The organism is Thiomicrospira microaerophila (genome assembly GCF_023278225.1).
GTDB lineage: Bacteria > Pseudomonadota > Gammaproteobacteria > Thiomicrospirales > Thiomicrospiraceae > Thiomicrospira > Thiomicrospira microaerophila_A.
Map to the genome: position 1 here is coordinate 1,900,905 of NZ_CP070959.1, position 25,382 is coordinate 1,926,286.

Consider the following 25,382-nt stretch of genomic DNA (forward strand, 5'->3'; position numbering starts at 1 on the left):
TATTCAACACCATAAATCCGAAAACTTAACTACCGACTTTCGCGTTTGCTGCCGCCATCATATTTTTTAACTCACCGGACTCAGCCAGCTCAAGGGTAATATCACAGCCGCCTTGTAGCTCGCCATCAATATAAAGTTGTGGGAAAGTCGGCCAATCTTGATATTTAGGCAAAAACTCGAAAATAGTTGGGTCAGCCAACACATTGACAAACGCAAACTTTTCACCAGTTTCCACTAAGGCCGCTGCTGCTCGGCTGGAAAAACCACAGGACGGCATTTGGGGCGTGCCTTTCATATACAACACAACCGGATTGTTTTTTACTTGTTCATCAATTTTTGCCAAGGTTTCTTGTTCAACACTCATTTTTTTAACGTCCTTAATTCCTGATTAAAATGCTTGGTTATTATACATAAATTGTTCACGATTGCACATAAGGGTCAACATGACGCTGCAACCATAACTCCAATAGCGCACAATGCCAAAGTTTGGAACCTTTAATCGCGGTAAAGCTCTCAGGGGCTTCGGGATTCGCCAATAGCTTTTGAATATAATCCGGATTAAACAACCGACGCTTTTTCGCCGCATCAGAGGTCAATACCGATTTCATAAACTCATAAAACTCACCGCGCACATATTTCAACGCCGGCATCGGAAAATAGCCTTTAGGACGATCAATCACCTCATCGGGTACAATCCCGCGCGAGATTCGTTTTAACAAGGTTTTACCACCATCCTCCAGCTTTAATTCGGGTGGCGCTGACATCACCGCTTCGACCAACAAATGATCTAAAAAAGGTACACGCGCCTCTAAACCCCAAGCCATCGTCATATTATCCACGCGCTTGACCGGATCATCAACAATCAAGGTGGTCGCATCCAAACGCAACACCTGATCCAAAAACGTATCCGCGCCCGGTTCGGTTAAACGATCTTGAATATAATCCGAGGTCACATCTTCAATATGAAAACGCGCATCCACCGTATCTAACCACTCCTGATGCGAACGATCAAAATAACGCGGCGCAAAACGCTCCAGCGCGCTGCCCTCGGCTTGCGCCATCTGCGGATACCAAAAATAACCGCCAAACACCTCATCCGCGCCCTGACCCGACATCACCACCTTAACGTCTTTGGAAACCTGTTCCGATAACAAATAAAACGCCACCGCATCCTGCCCGACCATCGGCTCCGACATCGCATCAATCGCTTCGGGTAAACGCGGCAACACCTCGGCATTCGGCACAATATATTTGTGATGTTTGGTTTGATAACGCTCGACCACTAGATCTGAATACTCAAACTCCGAGCCTTTTTCTTCCGGCGCATCTTCAAAGCCAATCGAAAAGGTACGAATATCCTGTGCGCCTGCTTCCGCCAATAACGCCACAATCAAACTCGAATCCAACCCACCGGACAACAACACCCCCACAGGTACATCCGCCGCATCTAAACGCTTCATCACCGATTGCTTTAGCAAATCATGGGTTTGATTTAACCAGGCCGGTTTATCTTTAAGCGTTTCTGGGCGTTGCGCATTCAGCGACCAATATTGCTTTTTAAACATCTGACCATCCGGGTTTACCACCAACCAATGTCCCGGCTCAAGTTTTTTAATGCCTTTTAAAATTGTATGAGGAGCAGGAATAACCGCATGCAAGGTCAGCTGAAAATGTAAACCCACCGGATCAATCTCTGTATCCAAGCCGCCTGCAGCCAACAAGGCCTGGGTATTTGACGCAAAACGAAGCCCGCCATCAACTTGGGCATAGTACAAAGGTTTAATACCGAAACGATCTCGCGCCATCAACAACTGCTCGTGATGGTCATCCCAAATCGCAAACGCAAACATGCCTTCAAACCGAGTGACGCACTCCATACCCCATTGACGGTAAGCTTTTAAAATGACTTCTGTATCCGAATGCGAAACAAACGTCTGCCCCAAAGCAATTAACTCATCACGCAACGCCTGATAATTATAGATACAGCCGTTAAACACTAAACTGAGTTCTTGATCCACCATCGGCTGATGCCCGGCGGGTGACAAATCAATAATCGCCAAACGTCGATGACCAAAGCCGATTTGATTTTGAGTCCAAACACCGCCGTCATCCGGCCCGCGACGTTCCAACTGCGCCAACATAGTTTTTAGCCTTTGCTCGCTAACGCTGCCGCCCTGCCATAAAAATTCACCACAAATTCCGCACATACTCTTCTCTTTGAATTACACTATTTGTTGATTATTTTACAGGTTAATGGCAACAATGTTGATTCAGGTTTCACATATTCAGCAAACATCGGAAAAAAAAACCAAGCGACTCAAGGCACGACTTGATGCCGGCGAACTCAGTTTTGAAGAGGGGGTTGAGCGCTACTCAGACTGTCCATCCAAAGCGCATCAAGGCCATTTAGGCTGGTTTGCGGCGGGCGTATTGCCCACACAATTTGAAAAAGCCGTTTGGCAATCACCGATTCAACAAATCAGCCAACCCGCCCAAACCGAATACGGCTGGCACTTGTTTTACGTACACGCTAAAACATAACAACAAACCAGGCCTGGTAGTTAATAACCTGCTTTAATCGCCGTTAACTCCTCTTTAGTTATATCGTTTTTACGTTTTAGCGTCCAGGCCTGGTCGCCGACCCATGCTTTAAACAAAGCAAGATTTTGCTGACGTTGCTGCTCGGTTTCTCCCAAATAGACATACATATTGCCCGGTTTGCCATCTTGGGTATACTGTCTATCGTCTAACCGACGCATCAACGCACCGGTATCCGGCCAAGCGACAAACATCAACAAATCCGCATAACTGTCCATTCTCGGCCCTAAATTGAGTTTGACATACTTGTTTTCATTCTCATCAAACTCGCCCAAGTAAGGCGCATTTGCCCCATGACACGCCATACATTGTGACTGCCACAAAGGCTTGATATGCTCACGATACGTCACCTCATTCGCCATCGCCCCCCAGCTAAGCAATCCAGTTAACACCATAACCGCTGTTACTTTTCTCATAACCTTTATCCTACAAAACAGAAACAATTATCTTATATCAATCCAGTAAAGACTCATAGCGCTTATCGGTCAGCAATTTGAGAAATGCGACAATATCCGCAATCGCTTGATCATTCATCGCTTCTGCATCAGTATATTGAATCGTTTGCGGGTAATCGGGTTCGGCCCAGTTAGCTTGTGTTTTCGGATTCAACACGCGCTCATTGTTATTGGCCACCCGTCGATAATCTTTAAACGCAATCACGGTTTCTAGATTTTGAAACACGCCATTATGCATATAAGGTCCAGTTATCGCGATATTGCGCAGGGTTGGGGTTTTGAATTTACCGAGTTGTGCTTCATCACTGACATTCGGGTGACCGGCCAGGCCTGGATCCTTGTCCTGATTGCCTAACGCATCGCGCACCGCTTGATTCACCGGCACCCCCAAATTGTAATAACGGTAATTCGAGAAGGTTTGCTTATCTGCGCCGGTAATCGCGCTGGAATCGTGACAACTCATGCAATTAGCATGCACCAACTGATAACCGCGTTGCTCTTGCGCAGTCAACATGTAGTCGCCGGTTAAGGAACGATCGTATTTCGAGTCAAACGGACTGATCTCATCCGTCATTTCAAACGCCGCAATCGCCTGTCCGATTCTACTAAACGCGGGATTGCCACCCCCTCCGCCACCGCCCTGACGTTCAAAAATATTGTCACCAAATTCAGCTTTAAATCGCTCGATATAGTCTGGGTTTTCAAGTAAACGATCCACCACCGCATTCCGATCGGGCATCATCATTTCTACCGGATTTAATATCGGCCCACCGTTCAGATTCACCTGCGCGGTTAAATGCTGCGCCCGCCCATCATGAAACTGTCCGCCGACATACTCGCCTGTTGCTTCATCCTTAAAAAATGCTGGAGAAAATTGCGCATAGGCTATAGTTGGTGTATTACGCGTACCGAATTTAATGCCATCTGCACCCATTGAAACCGACTGATTAAACAGGTTCTCACGATTATCAATAAATCCATGCTGTGGGTTGTGGCAAGTCGCACACGACATGGTTCGATTTAAAGATAAATTTACATCGTGAAATAACATATCGCCTAAATCTTCCCGAGCCGTTCGTTCATTTACACCGCTTAATCCATCTGCTGGATTATCAATATTATTGTTCTGAGTAGCACTAGCAGACATGGGTGTGTTAGATTCACCACCTATACACCCCGATAATAAAACAACGCATGTACTAACCACGCCAATTAATGCGCCCCTTTTCAAAAGCATCCCGTTTTCTCCTAATATAAAATGTTTCGTGTCATAAAATTATAGCCGAATAAATCATTTAAACTATTGAGACAGTATTGAGATTAAACGCCTCGAGTTTGGCTTTTACTTTATAATCTCAACCATTCAATATCTCTATGGATTTCATCAAACTCGTACATACCATGACGCCCTATACCGCCCACCTGTCTCAAGCAGACTCACCCAATCCAATCGATGCAAACGCCCTCGAAGTGCTTAAACGCGTGTTTGGCTATTCTGCATTTCGTCCGCAGCAATTGGAGATTATTCGTGATCTGGTTCAAGGGCAAGACTGCTTTGTTTTAATGCCAACCGGTGGCGGCAAGTCCTTGTGCTATCAAATTCCGGCTTTTTTACGCCTTGGAACGGCGATTGTCGTCTCTCCGTTGATCGCGCTGATGCAAGATCAAGTCGCTGCACTGCAAGCCAATGGTGTAGCGGCACAAATGCTCAATTCATCCCAAGACCCGCAAATCAGTGAGCAGGTGATCCAGCAACTTAAAAGCGGTGAACTGGACCTGCTTTATGTTTCGCCAGAGCGCCTGTTGATGTCTGGTTTTTTAAACCTACTGCAAAACTTACCGATTGCGTTATTTGCGATTGACGAAGCCCACTGTGTTTCGCAATGGGGCCATCAATTCCGCCCTGAATATAGTCAAATTGGTGCTTTGCGCGCTGGCTTTCCAAATGTGCCCTTTATCGCGCTGACCGCTACCGCCGACCAAACCACCCAAGCGGATATTTTGCAGCAGCTGCATTTACACAACCCTAAGATTCACCTGGGAAGTTTTGACCGCCCAAACATTCGCTATACGCTGGTCGAAAAAAACCAACCCTTTAAACAACTCACGGCGTTTTTAAAACAGCAAAAAAACGAAGCCGGTATTATCTATGCGCTTAGTCGCAAACGGGTCGATGAAATTGCCGCTAAACTGCGGGCTGAAGGCTTGCGTGTCGCTGCCTATCATGCAGGCCTGGCCGCGCAAACCCGCCATCAGGTTCACCATGATTTTTTGCACGACCAATTGGATATAGTGGTAGCAACCGTTGCGTTTGGGATGGGAATTGATAAACCGAATGTTCGGTTTGTGGTGCATTACGACATCCCGAAAAACATTGAAGGCTACTACCAAGAAACCGGACGCGCCGGACGCGATGGCTTGCCATCTGAGGCTTTGCTGTTATTTGGCATGCAAGATGTATTAACCGCACGCCAGTTTGTTGACGCGATTCAAGACGAAAACCAACGACGCCTAGAAACCCACAAACTCAACAGCATGGTCAACTTTGCCGAAGCACAAACCTGTCGGCGCAATGTTTTACTGAACTATTTTGGCGAAACCAAACACCAACCCTGCGGCAACTGCGATATTTGCTTAAACCCGCCTGCGTTGTTTGACGCCACTGAAGCCGCACAAAAAGTGCTGTCCTGCGTCTATCGGTTAAAACAAAGCTTCGGAGTTAAGCATGTAATTGACGTGCTTCGTGGGATGGATAACGAACGTATTCGGCAGTTTGCGCATCATAACCTTAGTACCTATGCCATAGGCAAAGACCTGAGCGCGCACCAATGGAACAGCATCATCCGCCAACTGATTCATCTGGGTTTTCTGTTCCAAGATTTAGAACACTATTCGGTACTACGCCTCACCGAGCAGGCCGGCAGCCTGCTAAAAGGTCAACAAACCTTACAACTTGCGTTGCCCAAAGCCCAACCCACCCGTATCAAAAACGACAAAAAAGACCGCGCGCAAATGCTCAACACCGCGGATCAAACCCTATTTGAAGATTTACGCGCGCTACGCCGACAGATCGCAGAACAACAAAATGTACCGGCCTTTGTGGTGTTTGGCGATGTTAGCTTACTAGACATGGCACAAAAACGCCCGCAAACCGATGATGAGTTTCTAGCCGTCAGCGGTGTGGGGCAAACCAAACTTGAGCGCTATGGCGAAGCCTTTCTAACGCTTATTCGCGCACAACAAACCTAAAACAACAGGATTTTCACCATGACCACCCCATTTTCAACGCTTGATTTACACCCTGATTTACTCAGCAATCTTGAAAGCTTAGGTTATCACCAACAAACCGAAATTCAAGCGCAAAGCCTGCCGGCGATACTCGCAGGGCGTGACGTGATTGCTCAGGGAAAAACCGGCTCAGGCAAAACCGCTGCATTTGGCTTAGGTCTGCTGCAACACATTGACCCCAAAAATTTTCAGGTACAGGCCCTAGTGCTCTGCCCCACTCGCGAATTGGCGGATCAAGTGGCAGAAGAAATTCGGCGCTTAGCACGGCGCTTACCGAACATCAAAGTCCTGACTTTGTGTGGCGGCATGCATAAGGGTGCACAATTAAGTTCACTGCAACAAGGCGCACATATTATTGTCGGCACCCCTGGGCGCATTGAAGAACACCTTAACCAACAAACCCTTAAACTCGATGCACTCAAAATACGGGTACTCGACGAAGCCGACCGAATGCTCGACATGGGGTTTCAGCCTGCGATTGATGCGATTATGGCGTATGTTCCCAGCCCTTGCCTAACGCTGCTATTTAGCGCCACCTTTCCTGAGGGGATTGAGCAGATTAGCCAGCGGATTATGCAAAACCCGCTACGGATTCAGGTTGAATCGCAACACGATCACACCAGTATCGCCCAGCATTTTTATCAGGTTGACACACCGGAACAACGCTTGACCGCGTTGCGCTTACTGTTATTAAAGACTCGCCCGGAATCGAGCGTGGTGTTTTGCAACACCAAAAAAGACGCACAAATGGTCGCGGATACATTACAGCAGTTCGGCTTTAGCGTCCAAGCACTGCATGGTGATTTAGAACAGCGTGAGCGTGACCAGACCCTGATACAGTTTGCCAACAAAAGTATCGCAGTATTGGTCGCCACCGATGTCGCCGCACGGGGTTTAGATATTGAAGCACTCGATGCGGTGATTAACTTTCACCTTGCGCACGATCCTGAAATCCATGTGCATCGCATCGGGCGCACAGGCCGCGCTGGCAGCAAAGGGCTTGCTGCCAGCCTGATAAGCGATAAAGAAAGCTATAAGGTCGCGGTACTAGCCGAATATTTGGATCAAGAAATCATCGCCGAACCCCTACCGGATTTAACGCTGCTGAAACAACCACCCCTAAGTGCAAAAATGGTAACGTTACAACTGGATGCCGGCAAAAAGAACAAACTGCGCCCCGGCGACATTGTGGGGGCATTAACCGCCAATCAACAACTCAGCGCCGAGCAAATCGGCAAAATTAAAATCAGTGATATTCGTGCCTATGTCGCGGTGGAGCGCAGCCTAGCAAAAATCGCACTAAACCAGCTCAGCAACAACAAACTAAAAGGCAAAAACGTCCGCGCTCGAATTTTATAACCAGGCCTGCTAGAAAAGAACCTAATAAACCTAAAAAAGGGTTTATTAGGTTTATTAGGCGAAGTGAATAGCGCGTTGGTTAGCCGATGAACCAACTGTCGGTTGGTACAATCACCGCACTGTTTAAATTCAATGAACCATTAATCAGTCCAATTTGTTGCGTAGTGTCAATGGTTCCTTCGCTATACCACAAGGCTTCGCGATTGTCTTCAGTTGACTGGGTTGCATAAATTACGCCTTCATCAAAATAACGATAGTTAGTCACATCCTCGATTAAACTCACCGTGCCATCGACCGTGCCGTCTGAAATCCACAGCGCGTCTTGTTTTTCAATCAACAGGGCATTTTCGTCTAGCAGGTTAAAGCTCAAAATATCACTGGCTAAGGTAGTGGCGTTACCTTCTAAATCTATCACAATCAAATCGTTGGGGGTTGAGAGATAGAAGACCTGATCGCTATCAGCATCAATTTGTCCTTGTTGCCAATCACCAAAGCCTTTTACTTGCTGGGTATTCACCAACTGAATCGTGCCTTCTTCCGTGCCATCCGAAAGCATCCAAGCTTGAGCCGTGTCGTTAACATAGGCTTTAAACAACAATTGATCACCTAGCATTTGGGCACCAATATCACCTGTCAACGAAGCTCCCGTACCCGGCAAAATATCCTTAACCAAATAAAAACCCTTATCGCCAACCAAATCTGCTGCCCAAAGTTCATTGCCATGGGTGCTGTCAGAGACATTAAAGTAAGCAATCGTGTCAGACCAACCCAGCAAGGTAGCATCATTTAGAATAGTGGCTAATTTTTCAAAGTCAGTACCGTTGGTTTTATAGATGCCTTTAGATTCAACACCTTCGGCATTATGCGCGGTGGCGGTAAAGAACAAATGATCACCAACGGCACCAAGGATAGCTGGATTTGATGGCGATCCACCTGGATTGATATCCATTGCAAACGTGCCTTCAGCCGTGCCATCAGTAAACACCAACTCACGCCCCAAATTCCCAAAGTCATCGTTCCAGACCATGGCATTGAACACTACCCAATCTTTAAATGCAGTGAATTGTTGCGGGCTACTACCTGTCCAACTCAGAAGGTTTCCAAGCATAAACGTACCCTCAGCGGTGCCATCACTGACCCAAGGTTCATCGCCATGCACGCCATCATTAGCGGGGAACACTATTTTGCCATTAGGTAGTTGTGCACCATCTGTCGGGCCATTGTACGGCCAGCTAAATGAACCCTGTGCGCCCGAGTTTATGTCTTTGATTAATTCAAACTGTAGCTCTCGGTTGTCGTCAAATGAAGCCTTGTAAAGTTCACGGCCATAAGGTTGGGTTGAATGCGCAACAAAATAGCCTTCCGCATTCGGAATCTCGAAGTTAAAGTTGTAGTTATTGGAATAATTACTTGGTAGGTTTCCGACATAGGTTGTGGTTTGCTCGGCTAGATTTAACTTAAACAAACCTGATTCACTGTCCTTATAACCATCCACAAAGACTTGAGAGTTTATTTCAATTGGGGATGAGCCCCCTGTGTAATAACCGGCTAGACCGTTATCACCCAGTTTAAAGCTAGCTTGATCTGTGCCAGCTGTAACAATGATGTCTGTTTTACTGGATATATATAAACTCGCATCATCCCAGCTTGAAAAGTCAATCAAGGTGCCAGGGGAGACTAATGTATAGTCTAGCGTTGCTGTGGCGGTTATGTTTAAAGGCGTATCAAAGTATTCGCTTAAAGAGACTTGATAATCACTACCGTGCCAGCCACCACGCACATCAATAAAATAATCGTTCGTTTCGTCAACACGGTAATAGGATGTACTGATTGATGATCCTATATTAGTACTCGAACCCCCTCCGATAAATGTGGACTCATCATTGTATAAACTAATTCCTGCCCCAGCCGTTATCGGATTATCACCAAACCCCGTTACTTGAACCTGATAAATCTTGTCGGCTTCCAGTGTTACCTTGAACCAATCACTATCACTTGCTACTTCATGCGAAGCCTGAATGGTTTCACCAACGGCTAACACCCCAGTTGTACTGCTGTCACCGGCATAGTCGTCATTAGGATTGAGGGGTTGAGAGGGGGATGAAGGCAAATCCTCCATTACAGCAGGCGTACTTGTCAAAACCTGATCCTCTAATTTCACCTGAAACCCTGTAGCGGTCGTTTCGATTTTAAACGCGGCTTCATAATAGCTGCCATACATACCATGATGATAACCAAATACTGTGCCATCTTCGTCGTCTTGCACAATGATATTGGCAAGGGTAAAACCGTCACGACTGATGGTAACTTGGTTGCCGTTGGCTGAAAATTGGTATTGGTCTATATAACCTTGTAATACTACTTTTTCGATGTTTTGATCAATGTTTACCGATTTATTCGCGAAGGCTGATAGGTTGTAATAATCAAAGTTCAAGTTAACCTGTTCAAAGCCGCCAGCCGCGCCAAAGATATCACCCGGCGCGCCCCAGTTTGGCAGAACAATATCGTCTTCGTCATCACGTTTTTTCAAAAATACTTTTATTGACATGGTTTTTCTCCATTAAGTTTAATAATATTAAGCGTTTATTCGTTTGTAACCGTTACACTGCCACCGGTTTGACTGGCATAGCTGGTTAAGCCAAAGATCATGGCGTCTTTATCACCGACCGCGACAGAAATGTTAATCACCGAGCCGTCCCCGTTATTGGCTTGGATAACGATTTTGCCATCTTGGGGGTTGGTGTTTAAAAGGGATTTATTGTTAAACCCCGCCGGTAAAACGATATGGCTACCGGTGGCGGTTTGGTTTTCATCCAAGGTGGCGCTATATTGACCTGAACCTACCGCATTCAGGCTTGGCGTATGGTTGCCGACCGTCACCTTGCCCCCCGTTACACTCTCATAACTCGCTAGGCTGAAAATACGGGCATCGTTGGCCGCGCCGACATTCACCCTTATCGCAATCACATTGACACCATTGTTAGCATTCAGCATCACAAAGCCATCGGTTGTGTCGGTATTGGTGACACTAATATTGCTATAACCTTGAGGCAAAACAATATTGACCAAGCTTGTGCTTTGTTCAGCGGCCAAGGATGCCGTATAGCTTTGTGGCGTTGTCGCGGCCGGAGGCGTTGTCGCGGCCGGAGGCGTTGTCGCGGCCGGAGGCGTTGTCGTGGCCGGAGGCGTTGTCGTGGCCGGAGGCGTTGTCGTGGCCGGAGGCGTTGTCGTGGCCGGAGGCGTAGTCGTGGCCGGAGGCGTAGTCGTGGCCGGAGGCGTAGTCGTGGCCGGAGGCGTAGTCGTGGCCGGAGGCGTAGTCGTGGCCGGAGGTGTAGTCGTGGCCGGTAATTCAACTTTTACCTGTGTTGAAGTTTGGGCAATTTCCTGTAATTGTGCTGCTTGATTTTGCGCGTCTTGAATGGTTATCGTTGGTGCAGGAGTTTGTGTTGCATTTACCAGTGCTTGCAATCCACTTGCTCGAGTACCAAGTTGGTCTAAGTTCGAGTTAATAAGTTGAGCCACATCAAGAGGCACAGCATTGTTTTGTTCTTTTGCCTCATCCCTAACCAAACGATGGAGCGTTTCGACACCAGCCACAGCGCTATTTACACTTTCCTGAATTTTTTGTAACCTGTCAGACTCGCTTGTATTCGCATTAATCTCATCCGAGGCTAACAGAGCCGCCACTTGGGATGCTATTGTGTTTTCAAATGTATTCACAATCTGTTTGGCTGCTTGGCTAACATTTTGAAGCTGTGAACCATTTTCCAACAGAGGTGATGCAATAACAGCATCTATTAGGTTTTCAATGGACTGTTGGTTATTTTGGTTTAACAAGCTTATTGCCAACGCTTGGTTAACACGGGCTGTTGAGGCTTCTAAATTAGCTGCACCGGCATTTTCAGCTTCAGATAAGATTTCTAATGCTTTTTGTATTGCCACGGCTTTTTGCATTAGCGCAGGTTGTTGATAGATCACTTGAGTGGGATCAGCGCCAACAAACTGGGGCTCAACACCTAAAGCGCGTCCGATGGCTTGATTAGCTTGATCAATCGTTTGTACTTCACCTGACTGAATCAATGCGTTAGCCAAAGAAGTTAATGGTGTTATATTGGCTTGGTTTTGTCCTGTTGAAGCAGGGGCACTCATTATGCTGTTAAAGGGTTGATTAGTAGCGGTGTCTGTTCCACCGCTAATGACTATTTGCGGTGTTTGTGCTGATGAAAAAACCGCTTCTGGAATAGCTAGACTGTAGTTTCCTTGAGCATCTGTGGTGGTAAATAACTCACCAGGATCACGTTTAAAATTTCCGTTCGCATCAAAAAACACGATGCCCCCTGAAATATAGCCGTCAATAGCCACGCCTTGAAATATAGTGTTTGTTGCGGATGAATTATTTTCTTGCACCCCATCACCGGATGATCCGCCCAAACAGCCACTTAAGCCAAATAATATTACGCCGCCGACTAAAACCGGCTTATATCTTTTTACTAGCATAAACGCTCCCGTCATTGTTCTAAGTTGTTTTAACATTAATTTAATCACTAACAGATTTGGAACACCAAATGTTCCCGATTTAGGTACAACAATATATATACCGATAATCCGCTGTATGAAAACACTCTACAGCCCACAATCCCAACGATTATGCATTTGGTTAAAGCAACAACGCCGAGCCAAAGGCTTGACCATGCGTGATGTTGCCAAGATCATCGACAAACCCCATACCTTTATCGCTAAAGTCGAAGAAGGTCAGCGGCGTTTAGATGTTGTTGAGTACCTTTGGTACTGCGATAAACTTCAGCTTGATCCGCATCAAGGATTGGATTTTATTCAAAATCCTTAAGCATCGAGAAAAATATTAACCGGCAATCAAGAATTATATTTGTACTTTTTAAAATCAAACTTTTGCTTATACTACCCTAGCTCATAAACTAAGTAAACATGTAGTTTTTATACATAAAGCTCATACATAAAGTACTTAGAAACTTGTCTTAAAGGGTATAGTCCAAAATCATAGATTTGATGTAATAAAACATACTGACTAGCCAACTAAAGGCATCGCTTCATACTGTCTTATTCTAACGAGAAACCGAATGCATGCTCATAACCAATCCACCAAATTAGGTGTTGGTATTGAGCATATGAACGGTTAAACGAACGGTATTAAAAAATACCGTAATCAACGGATGTAAATAATTAAAAACACATATGATACCGATTCTAGCGGAAAGCGCTCATATGCCAAGGTTAATTATTCCGGTTGACCGACCATTAGGGTGTGGAGTTGGTCGGGGTTTATATGACGCTGCCATGCGTCTAATACCTGTTGTTTGGTGAGGCGTTCGATATGGCGTGGGAAGGCTTCTAGATAATCTAATGGCAAATCATAAAAACCCATCATACTGATATAGCCCAAAATTTTGCTATTACTGTCCATTCGCAGTGGCCAGCCGCCAATCAAATTGCTTTTAATGTCTTCCAGTTTTTGGTCATCAAAATCCTGCATAAAGGCTTTCAGCGTTTGTTTCACCACCTGATCGGCTTCCGTCGCTTGCGAGTTTTGCGTTGATAACCCGACAATCCAAGGGCCGGGCACCCGCATCGGTGCGAAATAACTATAGACCGAATAGACTAAACCGCGTTTTTCACGCACTTCTTCAACCAATAGAGACGCAAAACCGCTGCCGCCTAGTAAATGGTTACCCAAAAATAACGCATAATAATCAGGATGCCCGCGCTCAACGCCAAGTTGACCGGCAAAATACTGGGTTTGTGCGGCCTGAAAATCAATGATTTCAGTGCTGGCTTGTTGCAAGGCTTTAGGTAAGGGCAAGGTGGCCGGCTGTTTGCCTTTTGGCATCGCGGCGGTCAATTGCTCGGCAATCTGCTCGGCTTGCTGACGACTGATCGCCCCCACCATCGCAATCTGCGCATTTTGTGCCACATAAAACTGGGATTTAAACTGCTCCAAGTCCTTGATCGTCAAAGCCTCAACCGACTCAACACTACCTGAGGTAGGATTTGCATAGGGGTGATCGCCATACAGGCCTTGCCAAAACGCACGTTGCGCGACCTGTGCAGGCTGTTCTTCTGCCTGTTTTAGCGCTTGAATCAGGCGTTGGCGGTCGCGTTGAAAAATCGCCTCCGAAAACACGGTTTGATTTAAGACCTGGTCAAACAAATCCAGTGCCGGATTTAACAGGCTGTCACGCGTTAGGGTGCGCAGACTAAAACTCGCTGCATCACGGTTTACATCCCCACCGATTATTGCGCCTAAATCATTAAATCCATCGGCTATCGCCTGCTCATTGAGCTTTTTAGTTTGGGTGCCGATCATGCTGGCGGTAAAACTCGCCAGGCCTGGTTGACCCGCATCACGCGCGCTGCCAGCATCAAATTTTACTTCAATGTCGAGCATCGGCAACTCAGGCGCTTCAACAAACAATACCTTAGTACCTTTGGTGGTTTGCCAGGTTTGAATTTCGACCGAGGCCTGTAGGTTTAAACTTAGCGCCCCCAATAATAGCGCGATTGAAACAGTCCATGTTTTCATTAGTGTGATCTCCCGCCAAAGTCAGGTTTAGCTGTAGGTCGGCGATTGGTTTCACCGCTTGGGCGTAAAATACCCACCGTTAAGTTATCTGAATGCAAATATTTTTTTGCCACGGCCTGAATCTGCTCCGGCGTGACGGTGCGTAATTTATCCGCCCAGTTTTCTAGCGTATCGGCTGGCAGCCCGACACTCACCATCATGCCAATCGACATCGCCTGAGCTTGCACTGAGTCTTGCCGATAAACATGCTGGGCTTCCGCCTGCGCCAAGACCCGATTCAGCTCTTGCTCTGTCATGGGTTCAGCCTTAATTCGCTCAATTTGCGTCAAAATTTCCGCTTCAAGCTGTTCGATATCCACCCCAACTTGCGGCTGACCACTAAAGAAAAACTGTGAACCCAGCCTACCATTCGAGCGATAAAACGCGCCAATTGAACTGGCGATTTGATTATCACGCACCAAGTCTTGTGTTAATCGACCTGAATCGCCATCCAAAATACTGGCGAGCACCGACAAGGCATACACCTCTTGAAGATCCTCAGCCGTAACTAGCGATGGCACATGAAAGCCTAAAATAATACTCGGCACCGGTGTCGCATCTTTCAATTCTATGCGGCGCATGCCCTGTTGAGGAATTTCCGGCTGATAGCGTGGCTGTAGAATCTCACGTGCTGGATATTGACCATAGGTCTGCTTAGCCAGTTTAACGACCTCTTGCGGTTCGACATCACCGACAACAACCAGCGTGGCGTTATTCGGTGCGTACCATCGTTCGTACCAGGCCTGCAAATCCGCTAACTGGTAATTTTTGATATCCGCCATCCAGCCAATCACCGGATTACGTTCCGGACTACTTAAATAGGCTGTTGCTTTGAATTGCTCAAACAACTTAGAGCTTGGTCTATCTTCAATCGCCCACATACGCTCCTGAACGACGACATTGCGCTCAGGTTGGAACTCTTCTTCCGTGAGCGTTAAATTTGCCATCCTGTCGGACTCAAGCTGCATCACCTCGGCCAAATGCTGCTTGCCGATGATTTGAAAATATGCAGTATAATTCGCCGAGGTAAAGGCGTTTTCACGTCCTCCCATTTGCGATACCCGACGAGAAAACGCGCCCGGCGCCATGGTTTCAGTGCCTTTAAACATCATGTGCTCAAGCATGTGCGACACGCCGGTCAAACCTTGCGGCTCATAGTTTGCGCCCACCCGATACCACATTTGATGCACCACCACCGGCGCACGCTGGTCTTGCTTAACGACAATTTGCAGTCCGTTATCTAACCGGGTCTCAAAAAGTGTTGGCGGTTCACCCGCTTTCACCGCGCTGTTGATGAGTAGCATCATCATGCCAATTGCATAAAGCCTCAGGGTCATGGTTTTTTCCTATGGTTGATTACTTTTAGTTTCAAGTTTGCTTTGACATCAGTGCAAAGGTCTTTTTCTATTCCAAATTACTTTATAATGTGATGCATTCAATTTTACAAGTTTACAAATATGGAACTTTTCGGTACGCATACCCTAAAGCATCCAGCCTACAGAGGTTATCGCAATTATGTTTGGTTTTTTTCGCAAAAAAGATAAAAAACAAGAAGTTTCAGAACAACAACTGAGCGATCCACAACGACTGGACGAAAATACGGTCGAACCAAATGAGCCAGCTTCCAGCTCAACAAACGAAGCTCAAGAAATTAACCAAGTGACTGAAACCACTTTACCGGCAGTCCCCACCGCACCTGAACCCTCGGCGACCAGCCCGGCAGCCGAGGTTCCTGCAATCATCGCTGACAAGGCAGCGGAAGAAAAACCAACAAAACTGGGGTTATTCGCTCGCTTAAAAAACCAACTGACTAAAACACGCCAAGCATTTAGTGATGGTCTGGCTAACCTTATCCTGGGAAAAAAAGAAATCGATCAAGACTTGCTCGATGATCTTGAAATGCTGTTGCTTACCGCTGACGTTGGCGTTGATGCGACCGATCAAATCATTCAAAACCTCACCGATCAGGTTTCGCGCAAAGAGCTCAAAGATCCACAAGCCTTAATTGATGCCCTAAAACAACAGTTAGCCGACCTGCTCACCCCGGTCAGTCAACCTTTAGTGATTGATACCACACAAAAACCCTTCGTGATTCTCATGGTCGGGGTCAATGGCGTCGGCAAAACCACCACGATTGGCAAACTGGCAAAAAAATTCCAACAAGAAGGCAAATCGGTAATGCTGGCCGCAGGAGATACCTTCCGTGCTGCGGCGGTTGAACAGCTGCAAACCTGGGGTGAACGTAATCACGTTCCTGTCATCGCTCAGGGTACGGGTGCGGACTCCGCCGCGGTGATTTTTGACGCGATCCAGTCTGCTAAAGCCAAAAAAATTGATGTCTTGATCGCTGACACGGCTGGTCGCCTGCATACCCAGAGCAACCTGATGGAGGAACTTAAAAAAGTGCGCCGAGTGATTCAAAAAGTAGAACCCACAGCGCCGCATGAAGTGATGCTGGTATTGGATGCCGGCACCGGACAAAATGCGTTAAGCCAAGCTAAACAATTTAACCAAGCCATGCAGTTATCAGGCCTGGTAGTGTCCAAACTTGATGGTACAGCTAAAGGCGGCATTATTTTCTCATTGGCACAACAATTGCATATCCCTGTGCGTTATATCGGGGTCGGTGAAAAAATTGATGATCTACGCACGTTTAATGCACAAGAATTTACCGAAGCCCTGTTTGCAAAACCTGATAAAAACGAATAAAAGGAGGCTACAGTGGCCAGTCAATTTAGTGTTCAAAAAACAACTAGTCTAACCAAACTCGCCGCTGTAACATTTGTACTAGCCCTAACGGCAGGCTGTGCCACGAAACCACCACCGGCCAGTACGCACAACAATATCTGCCAGATTATTGAATATGATCGGAATTGGTATATTGCAGCCAAAAAATCTGAAGCAAAATGGGGCACTCCTGTGGCGACTCAAAAGGCGTTTGTTCATCAAGAATCGCGTTTTGTTCACAATGCTCGCCCCCCTAGACCCTATGCACTCGGATTCATTCCACTTCCGCGTAAATCAAGCGCTTATGGCTTTGCTCAAGCGCAAGATCCTGCTTGGTATGATTATCAAAAAGCAACGGGTAACTATCGAGCAAGACGTAATAATGTCCATGATGCATTAGATTTTATCGGCTGGTACAATTCTGTGTCGAACCAAAGAAACGGCATATCATTAAATGACCCCTACAATCTCTACCTTGCTTATCACGAAGGCCATGGCGGCTACCGTCGCAAAACCTACAACCAAAAACCTTGGTTGCTTGACGTTGCTAAAAAGGTTGAACGCCAAGCACGTATGTACGACCAACAGTTAAAAACTTGTCCAAGCCTACCGAAACGTTTTTGCGTATGGCCATTCTGTTAAGCATGGCAGTGCCTTTTTTTCGAGTCAAAACACCCATAAAAAAACCCCGCCGTAATCAATACTAGCGGGGTTTTTTATTAGGCTAAAGTAAGCTTAATATAATCAGTGATTACATCATGCCGCCCATTCCGCCCATACCACCCATATCAGCGCCTGCGCCCGCACCACCGTCTTTCTTCGGTAGGTCAGCAATCATCGCTTCAGTGGTGATAATTAAGCCTGCAATCGATGCTGCGTTTTGCAATGCAGTACGGGTTACCTTAGCTGGGTCAATAATCCCCATTTCTAACATATCACCGTAAACTTCAGAAGCCGCGTTAAAGCCAAAGTTGCCTTCGCCTTCTTTGACCTTGTTTACAACTACAGAGCCTTCTAAACCGCAGTTTTGAACGATTTGACGTAATGGCTCTTCCATCGCACGCATTGCGATTTGAATGCCGACTTCTTGGTCATGGTTATCACCTTGAACGGTTACATTAGCCTTAGCACGCACTAGCGCTACACCACCACCTGGAACGATCCCTTCTTGAACCGCTGCACGCGTTGCATGCAATGCATCATCTACACGGTCTTTTTTCTCTTTCATTTCCATTTCAGTCGCAGCGCCTAACTTGATCACGGCGACACCACCGGCCAATTTAGCTAAACGCTCCTGTAACTTCTCTTTGTCGTAATCAGAAGTGGTGTTCGCTAATTGTGATTGGATTTGTGCACAACGTGCTTCGATATCAGCTTTCGCACCCACACCATCAATCACTGTTGTTGAGTCTTTAGCGACGTTTACGTTTTTCGCTTGACCTAGATCGTCCAAAGTCACTGCTTCTAGAGTCATGCCGACTTCTTCAGAAACGACTGTACCACCGGTTAATACTGCGATATCTTGCAACATCGCTTTACGACGCTCACCAAAACCAGGCGCTTTAACCGCTGCAACCTTCACGATACCACGCATGTTGTTGATCACCAAGGTAGCCAAAGCTTCGCCTTCAACATCTTCGGCAACAATCAATAATGGACGACCTGCTTTAGACACCGCTTCTAATGCAGGTAACAATTCGCGAATGTTTGAGATTTTCTTATCAGTTAACAGAATGTATGGATTTTCCATTTCTGCAACCATTTTCTCTTGGTTGGTGCAGAAGTAGGGTGATAGGTAACCACGATCAAACTCCATACCTTCAACCACTTCCAATTCATCATGCAAAGAAGAACCTTCTTCAACAGTGATAACCCCTTCTTTACCAACACGTTCCATCGCGTCCGCAATCAACTTACCAACGGTGCTGTCAGAGTTAGCTGAAATAGTACCCACCTGTGCAATTGAATCGGTAGTTTCACAAGGTTTAGACATGTTTGAAAGTTCTACTACAACTGCTTCAACCGCTTTGTGAATACCACGATTTAAATCCATCGGGTTCATACCAGCCGCTACAGATTTCATGCCTTCACGCACAATCGCTTGCGCCAATACGGTCGCTGTGGTTGTACCATCACCCGCCACGTCATTCGTTTTAGACGCCACTTCTTTAACCATCTGTGCGCCCATGTTTTGGAACTTGTCTTCTAACTCGATTTCACGTGCAACAGAAACACCGTCTTTGGTTACTGTTGGCGCGCCGAAAGACTTTTCAAGTACAACGTTACGACCTTTAGGACCTAAGGTTACTTTTACTGCGTCAGCTAGGATATTAATCCCTTCTACCATACGCTCACGTGCATCAATTCCAAATTTAACTTGTTTAGCCATTGTTTTAATTTCCTCAATTTAATGTGTTAAGACCGTCAGAATTTAATTCGTTTAACGATTAGCCGCGAATCGCAATAATATCGTCTTCACGCATAACTAATAGCTCTTCGCCATCAACCTTAACTTCTTGACCAGAGTATTTACCGAACAATACCTTGTCGCCGACTTTTACTGTCATCGCTACAACCGCACCGCTGTCAGAAGCCTTACCCGGACCTACAGCAACAACTTCACCTTCAGCAGGTTTTTCTTTTGCTGAATCGGGAAGTACGATACCGCCAGCTGATACTTTTTCTTCTTCTAAGCGACGAACCACAACACGGTCATGCAAAGGTTTAATGCTCATAGATTTTTCTCCTAACATAAATAAATGTAATTGTGAGGTTTAAAGGCCGTAGTGCTTGTTTAAGCACTCGGCAAAATTTAAATACATGGCTAATATGGGGGTGAGTGAAATGGTTTCAAGAGCAGAAGATAAAAAAATTTAAATTTTAAGCTTAGTGCGGGTCGCTAAGGCTGACTCGGATTGTCAACTGGAAGGATTGGGTCATTACCCCATTCAACCCAAGAGCCATCATAAACGGTCACCTTATAACCTAATTCACGCATGACAACGTAGTTTAAGGCCGCTTCGGCGCCACCATCACAGTAAAGGGTAATAGTCTGATCTTTTGGTAGATGAATATACAAACCCGTTAAATCATCCAATGGATACAACTGATTGCCGGCATCCGTTTGTTTAATGTTTTGCGTACAGGGCGAATGCTGGGCGGTGGGAATATGTCCAAAGCGACGCGCCGTAGATTCCACCCCTAAGTAATGAGCCTCGGCACGACCATCAAGAATCGGGGCTTTGCCAATTGCGACAAGCGTACCTAGTTTTGTTTGGAGTATTTCAGTGTTAATTTGAGTAACAAACTGACGTGTTTCCGGAATCAAAGGACGGGTAGAAATAGGAATGGGCTGCCCTTGCCAATTACCATAAGCTACGTCAAGCATGTGCACCCGTTCATGTCCTAAAGTCTCTAACAACCAAACGAACCGAGCACTCCAAATAAAACTGCCATCGTCAATCGCAACAACCCGAATACTATCATCAATACCTGCTTGACCTAACAATGAACGCATTTCGTCCAAGGTTGGCATTCTGAGTTCTTGATCAAACAATTCCATATAATAAATATTAACCGAGTTTTTAATGTGACCGGCCAAATACGCATCAGGGTTACGCAGATCAATTATCCTAACGTCTGGATCATCAATATACTGTTGCAACCAAACCAGGTTCACAATCCGACTGGACACCGCTGAAGCAAATGAAGTCGAAACCAACGCAATGCTTAACATAAATACCAGCAAGACACTGATAAGCAGGCCTGGTTTAACTCTATTCATTCTTAGATACTCTGAAATTGAATAATTGACGGTGGAACTATTATACCTTAGTTTTTTTAGTGGAAATATTCCGGCTTTGGCAAGCATTCAAAACCTGGCTTGGCAAAATAGTAGCCCTGCATTAAACGCACCCCTAAGTCGGCATAAAATCCGACCTCTGATTCGGTTTCCAAACCCTCGGCCAAAACGGTAATATTGAGGTCGTTACAGATCTGCATCAAACCGCGAGCAATTGACTGCTTCACCGGACTCTTGTCAATATCACGCACCAACTCCATATCAATCTTCAATATATTGGGAACAAAACTCGCCAACAAGTTTAATCCGGCATGACCCGCACCAAAATCATCAAGCGCGGTGGTAAAGCCCTGAGCTTGATATTCAGAAAAAATTCGAGTCATGTGATTTACATCCGCGACATGCTCAGATTCGGTAATCTCAAACATTAAACGCTCAGTGGGAAATTGATACTTATGCGCCGCTTCGAGCGTGCTACGAATACAGTGCGCCGGTTCGTACACTGCGTTAGGTAAAAAATTAATACTTAACATATGCTTGAGTTTTAATTGACTGGCTAACTCAATCGCCTTCACTCGGCAGGCCTGGTCGAAAGCATAACGGTTATGGTCGTTCACTTTACTCAGTACTTGAAACGCGCTTTCGCCTTGACAACCTCTTACCAAGGCCTCATAGCCAAACAAGCATTTATTTTTAACATCCACAATAGGTTGAAACGCAAAAGTAAACTCAAAACCCAAGGGTTTATGGCACTGTTTACAGCCAGATAAAATATCTTCAATTGGGAAATGAGTTGCCATTCGAATACCTCCATATCTTCGTGGGCATTAAATAAAAATATACCTCATTATGACACAAAGAACTCTGACAAATAAATTAAGCATGCGATGTTGCAAAATTATAATTCATACAAGAAAGTATAAAAATGCATAATTTGCACAATAGATTGATATTTGTTAGAATAAAAAAGACATGCTTATTTCAATCTTAAAATTTTAGCGAGGTCTAAGTGACAAAAACTAGCACACAAAAAATGCAAATCAACCCGCCGGTCTTTATCAGCTCGGCGGTGTTGACGCTTGCGCTGGTGTTTTATACCGTTTTCTTTAACGAGTCTGCCAGTGACTTTTTCTCTGCCACTCTTGGCTGGATTTCCGCCCAATTAGGCTGGTTCTATGTGCTTGCGGTTGCCGGCTTCTTAGTATTTATCGCCTTCGTTGCGCTATCGCGCTTTGGTAACGTAAAGCTCGGTACCGAACACAGCAAGCCCGAATTCACTAACCTTTCTTGGTTTGCGATGCTATTTTCCGCCGGCATGGGTATCGGTTTGATGTTCTTTGGTGTGGCCGAACCGGTGATGCATTATGTCAGCCCTCCGGTTGGTGACCCCGAAACCGCCGAAGCCGCACGCCAAGCGATGCGAATTACCTTTTTCCACTGGGGCGTGCATGCTTGGGCTATCTATGCGATTGTCGCTATGTCTTTAGCCTATTTTGCCTTCCGTCACAATATGCCGATGACCATTCGTTCATCACTATACCCGCTGATTGGTGAGCGTATTCACGGCCCGATTGGTCACGCGGTCGATACCTTTGCCGTACTGGGTACTTTGTTCGGTGTCGCGACCTCATTAGGCTTTGGGGTGATGCAAATTAATGCCGGCTTAAACTACCTGTTTGGCATACCGGTCGGTGTAATGACGCAAATCATACTGATTGCCGTCATTACAGGTATTGCGACCATTTCTGTTGCCCTGGGTTTAGCCGGCGGCATTCGTCGTTTATCGATTTTGAATATGATTTTTGCCGCCACATTATTGGCATTTGTCCTCGTCGCAGGACCCACCGTATTCCAACTGCAAACCCTAGTGCAAAACACCGGTATGTATGTGTCTGACTTATTAAACATGACCTTTAACCTCTATGCCTATGAACCAACCGACTGGATTGGCGGTTGGACGCTATTTTATTGGGGTTGGTGGATTGCATGGGCACCGTTTGTTGGAATGTTTATCGCGATGGTATCTAAAGGCCGAACTATTCGTGAGTTTGTGCTAGGTGTACTGCTTGTGCCGGTCGGTTTCACCTTTATGTGGATGACTTTTTTTGGCGGCACCGCACTTCACATGATTATGGTACAGGGCATTACTGAGCTGGCAGACGCAGTGGCAGCGGACACCTCGGTGGCATTATTCCAGTTCCTAGAACATTTGCCCTTTTCTAGCATCACCGCAATAATCGCCACGCTGTTGATTATCACCTTCTTTGTCACCAGTGCGGATTCCGGCTCACTGGTTGTGGATCGCTTAACATCAGGCGGTAAAGGCGAATCCCCCACTTGGCAACGTATTTTCTGGGCCGTGATTCAAGGGGTGTTAGCCGCAGGCCTGCTATTAGCGGGTGGACTAGGTGCACTCCAAACCGCCACTATTGCCAGTGCTTTTCCATTTGTGATTATTATGATCTTAATGGCATGGGGTTTAATGCGCTCATTACGCCTTGATGTGGCTAAACACTCTAGTTTGGCAGCACCGAGATTAAGTGATAGCCATATGGATTGGAAAACCCGTTTAAAAACGCTGGTCAGCATGCCACAGAAAAAAGAAGTACTGAAGTTTATCGACACCACCGTAACACCCGCATTAAACGAAGTATCGGATGAGTTAAAAAAACAAAATGTCGATGCACGGGTATTACGCGGTGAAGATGGCCGCGCTTGGTTAGAAGTGCGCCACGGTGACCAGATTGACTTCTTTTATTCAGCACGCCCACAAGCCTATGAACCAACCGCTTTAGTGATGCGCAATGCGGCTGAAAAAGCCGAAGAAGCCAAAAAATACTTCCGTATCGAGATTCACTTAGGCGAAGGCGGCCAAGACTATGACATTATGGGCTGGACTAAAGAAACCATTTTGAACGACGTATTGGAACAATATTCTCGTCACGTCAACTTCTTAAATCAAGTCAGCAACTAAAAGCTAAGGCGCGTTCAACCACGCGCCTTAATCTAAAATAAATCAATAAAATTGGAGATAGAATGAAACACACCCATAAAAAACTTGCTCAAGCCATCAGCCTCGCCATCGCAACCACTGCGCCTGCAAGTCTACTGGCCGCAGTTGAATTGGACTTTTACGGTTCAGCCCGTGTTCAAGCGGAATCGGTCAGTCCGGATTCGGGCACGAGTTATGTCAACGGCGGCAACGATAGCTATATCGGTTTGCGTGATGCCTATTCACGAATTGGCATGAACCTAGGCTGGCAAGCCAGCGATGCGGTTAAAGTATTCGGCCAACTCGAAATCCCATTGGACATCGCAAACTTTGCCGTGCAAGACCCCTACAATGACCAGCGCGATATTCGTGTAGCTCAGATTGGAGTGAATACCGAGCACGGCACCCTAGCCTACGGGCAAATGTGGCTGCCGTTTTACAATGCTATTTCATACAAGGTGGATCGCTTCAGTACCTATTACAGCGGTTATGCAACACTCGCTTTTTTCCGTGCTTACAATGCCATCAGTTACTACAGCCCGGATTATGATGGCTTCTCTTTCGGCGGGGGTATCGTTATTGGCACCGATTCAGATCGTGCCGACAGCTTTGAAGATAACCGCTACCAGTTAACTGCCAGCTACAATAAAAATGGTACCGATCTTTCGATAGGCATTGATCAGGTGGATGACACTAATAATACACGTTTAATCGGCGCTGCGCTAGGACAGCAAATCGATCAACTATATATTGGCATCAAGCTTGAACAGTGGAATGCAAAAGGCGCTAAAGAACTCAATGTGATGAACCTCTATGCAGATTACCAGTTAAATCACTACACCTTTAAGGGCATGATTGCAGAAGTCGATGGTTTTGGCGGTCAAATTCTACACCTGGGTGCGGACTATCAATACAGCAAAAATCTAAAGACATTTATTGAGTTCTATCAACAAGAAGAACTCAATGCCATTTCTAACCGAAAAATGGGCGGTGGCGGTTCTCAGAGCTTTATCGGTTCACTCAATGGAGGCGGTAAAGCGCTTGCCGTCGGTTTCCGTTACGACTTTTAACTATTTATTAGCAGGCCTGGTTGTGGCAACGAGTCACCAGGCCTGCTAGTATGACTTTATGAAAAAAACGTTATTACTCGTCTTTTCGCTCACCCTGTTATCCATACTCACCCTTAGTGTTTGGCTTTGGTTTCATCTTCTCAGCCCCTGGGGTTACTCGCCGCCGCCCAACCTGCCGCCAATTGAACAAACCACTGAGCATCGTGTATTTGTGTATGGGACACTGACACACTCTTGGGTTCGGCGCTGGGTTATTGGGCGCTCGGTAGAAACTCAGCCCGCACAACTTAAAAACTATCAGCGTCAAGCGCTGGACCTCCAGCCTCAACCTAATGAGCAGGTGAATGGGCTGATTTTCACGGTCACTCCCGCCGAATTACAACGGCTTGATCGTTATGAACGCTTAGGGATTCGCTATCAACGCGTTCTAAAAACGCTCGCCAACGGTAAGCAGGCCTGGGTGTACCAGTTAATCCATCCTCCAATAACGGAATGA

At 46.2% G+C, this 25,382-nt stretch carries 21 protein-coding genes; 9 read left to right on the forward strand and 12 right to left on the reverse strand.

Going from position 1 to position 25,382, the window contains the following annotated elements:
• Positions 1-25 precede the first annotated feature (25 nt).
• Together grxD and JX580_RS09190 are read right to left on the reverse strand one after the other, a co-directional pair.
• A complete protein-coding gene (gene grxD, locus JX580_RS09185; RefSeq protein ID WP_248850247.1) occupies positions 26-364 on the reverse strand; it encodes a Grx4 family monothiol glutaredoxin in 339 nt (112 codons plus the stop codon).
• A 55-nt stretch (positions 365-419) separates the two neighbouring features.
• Complete coding sequence (locus JX580_RS09190; RefSeq protein ID WP_248850248.1) at positions 420-2,207, reverse strand: N-acetylglutaminylglutamine amidotransferase; 1,788 nt, start codon at positions 2,205-2,207, stop codon at positions 420-422.
• A gap of 46 nt (positions 2,208-2,253) precedes the next feature.
• On the opposite strand from JX580_RS09190, the gene JX580_RS09195 reads away from it, so the two are divergent.
• On the forward strand, positions 2,254-2,541 hold the full coding sequence (locus JX580_RS09195; RefSeq protein ID WP_248850249.1) for a peptidylprolyl isomerase: 288 nt from the start codon (positions 2,254-2,256) through the stop codon (positions 2,539-2,541).
• 20 nt (positions 2,542-2,561) lie between these two features.
• Here JX580_RS09195 and JX580_RS09200 read toward each other — a convergent pair whose 3' ends face one another.
• Positions 2,562-3,014, reverse strand: coding sequence for a hypothetical protein (locus JX580_RS09200; RefSeq protein ID WP_248850250.1), 453 nt, complete (start codon positions 3,012-3,014; stop codon positions 2,562-2,564).
• A 37-nt stretch (positions 3,015-3,051) separates the two neighbouring features.
• On the reverse strand, positions 3,052-4,290 hold the full coding sequence (locus tag JX580_RS09205; protein ID WP_248850251.1) for a cytochrome-c peroxidase: 1,239 nt from the start codon (positions 4,288-4,290) through the stop codon (positions 3,052-3,054).
• Between the two features lie 137 nt (positions 4,291-4,427).
• On the opposite strand from JX580_RS09205, the gene recQ reads away from it, so the two are divergent.
• Positions 4,428-6,302 (forward strand): DNA helicase RecQ, encoded by a 1,875-nt coding sequence (recQ, locus tag JX580_RS09210; RefSeq protein ID WP_248850252.1) that lies wholly within the window; start codon positions 4,428-4,430, stop codon positions 6,300-6,302.
• Between the two features lie 18 nt (positions 6,303-6,320).
• Positions 6,321-7,700 (forward strand): ATP-dependent RNA helicase DbpA, encoded by a 1,380-nt coding sequence (dbpA, locus tag JX580_RS09215; protein WP_248850253.1) that lies wholly within the window; start codon positions 6,321-6,323, stop codon positions 7,698-7,700.
• A 79-nt stretch (positions 7,701-7,779) separates the two neighbouring features.
• Here dbpA and JX580_RS09220 read toward each other — a convergent pair whose 3' ends face one another.
• Positions 7,780-10,248 carry a hypothetical protein gene (locus tag JX580_RS09220; protein ID WP_248850254.1) on the reverse strand — a complete coding sequence of 823 codons (2,469 nt, stop codon included), beginning with the start codon at positions 10,246-10,248 and terminating at the stop codon, positions 7,780-7,782.
• Positions 10,249-10,283: 35 nt separating this feature from the next.
• Complete coding sequence (locus JX580_RS09225) at positions 10,284-12,197, reverse strand: hypothetical protein (RefSeq protein WP_248850255.1); 1,914 nt, start codon at positions 12,195-12,197, stop codon at positions 10,284-10,286.
• 115 nt (positions 12,198-12,312) lie between these two features.
• Here JX580_RS09225 and JX580_RS09230 point away from each other — a divergent pair, with 115 nt between their 5' ends.
• Complete coding sequence (locus tag JX580_RS09230; protein WP_248850256.1) at positions 12,313-12,546, forward strand: helix-turn-helix domain-containing protein; 234 nt, start codon at positions 12,313-12,315, stop codon at positions 12,544-12,546.
• A gap of 408 nt (positions 12,547-12,954) precedes the next feature.
• On the opposite strand, the gene JX580_RS09235 is transcribed toward JX580_RS09230, so the two are convergent.
• Positions 12,955-14,256 (reverse strand): M16 family metallopeptidase, encoded by a 1,302-nt coding sequence (locus JX580_RS09235; RefSeq protein WP_248850257.1) that lies wholly within the window; start codon positions 14,254-14,256, stop codon positions 12,955-12,957.
• Positions 14,256-15,632: a M16 family metallopeptidase gene (locus JX580_RS09240; RefSeq protein ID WP_248850258.1), complete on the reverse strand. Its 1,377-nt coding sequence runs from the start codon at positions 15,630-15,632 to the stop codon at positions 14,256-14,258. Before JX580_RS09240 ends, JX580_RS09235 begins: the two co-directional genes overlap by 1 nt.
• A 178-nt stretch (positions 15,633-15,810) precedes the next feature.
• Here JX580_RS09240 and ftsY point away from each other — a divergent pair, with 178 nt between their 5' ends.
• Together ftsY and JX580_RS09250 are read left to right on the forward strand one after the other, a co-directional pair.
• On the forward strand, positions 15,811-17,004 hold the full coding sequence (ftsY, locus tag JX580_RS09245; RefSeq protein WP_248850259.1) for a signal recognition particle-docking protein FtsY: 1,194 nt from the start codon (positions 15,811-15,813) through the stop codon (positions 17,002-17,004).
• 12 nt (positions 17,005-17,016) lie between these two features.
• A complete protein-coding gene (locus JX580_RS09250; RefSeq protein ID WP_248850260.1) occupies positions 17,017-17,664 on the forward strand; it encodes a hypothetical protein in 648 nt (215 codons plus the stop codon).
• Positions 17,665-17,773: 109 nt separating this feature from the next.
• On the opposite strand, the gene groL is transcribed toward JX580_RS09250, so the two are convergent.
• From groL to JX580_RS09270, 4 genes are all read right to left on the reverse strand, one after another.
• Entirely contained in the window at positions 17,774-19,411 is a 1,638-nt protein-coding gene (gene groL / locus JX580_RS09255; RefSeq protein WP_248850261.1) for a chaperonin GroEL, read from the reverse strand.
• A 58-nt stretch (positions 19,412-19,469) separates the two neighbouring features.
• Positions 19,470-19,757 (reverse strand): co-chaperone GroES, encoded by a 288-nt coding sequence (gene groES / locus JX580_RS09260; protein WP_248850262.1) that lies wholly within the window; start codon positions 19,755-19,757, stop codon positions 19,470-19,472.
• 164 nt (positions 19,758-19,921) lie between these two features.
• Positions 19,922-20,806, reverse strand: a complete 885-nt coding sequence (locus JX580_RS09265; protein ID WP_248850263.1) for a sulfurtransferase — start codon at positions 20,804-20,806, stop codon at positions 19,922-19,924.
• 56 nt (positions 20,807-20,862) lie between these two features.
• Positions 20,863-21,624 (reverse strand): EAL domain-containing protein, encoded by a 762-nt coding sequence (locus JX580_RS09270; protein WP_248850264.1) that lies wholly within the window; start codon positions 21,622-21,624, stop codon positions 20,863-20,865.
• 209 nt (positions 21,625-21,833) lie between these two features.
• On the opposite strand from JX580_RS09270, the gene JX580_RS09275 reads away from it, so the two are divergent.
• The 3 genes from JX580_RS09275 to JX580_RS09285 all read left to right on the forward strand — a co-directional run bounded on the left by JX580_RS09275 (position 21,834) and on the right by JX580_RS09285 (position 25,382).
• The gene (locus tag JX580_RS09275) at positions 21,834-23,798 is read left to right on the forward strand and encodes a BCCT family transporter (RefSeq protein ID WP_248850265.1); all 1,965 of its coding nucleotides are present in this window, start codon (positions 21,834-21,836) and stop codon (positions 23,796-23,798) included.
• A 62-nt stretch (positions 23,799-23,860) separates the two neighbouring features.
• Positions 23,861-24,886, forward strand: a complete 1,026-nt coding sequence (locus JX580_RS09280) for a porin (protein WP_248850266.1) — start codon at positions 23,861-23,863, stop codon at positions 24,884-24,886.
• Between the two features lie 58 nt (positions 24,887-24,944).
• Positions 24,945-25,382: a gamma-glutamylcyclotransferase family protein gene (locus JX580_RS09285; protein ID WP_248850267.1), complete on the forward strand. Its 438-nt coding sequence runs from the start codon at positions 24,945-24,947 to the stop codon at positions 25,380-25,382.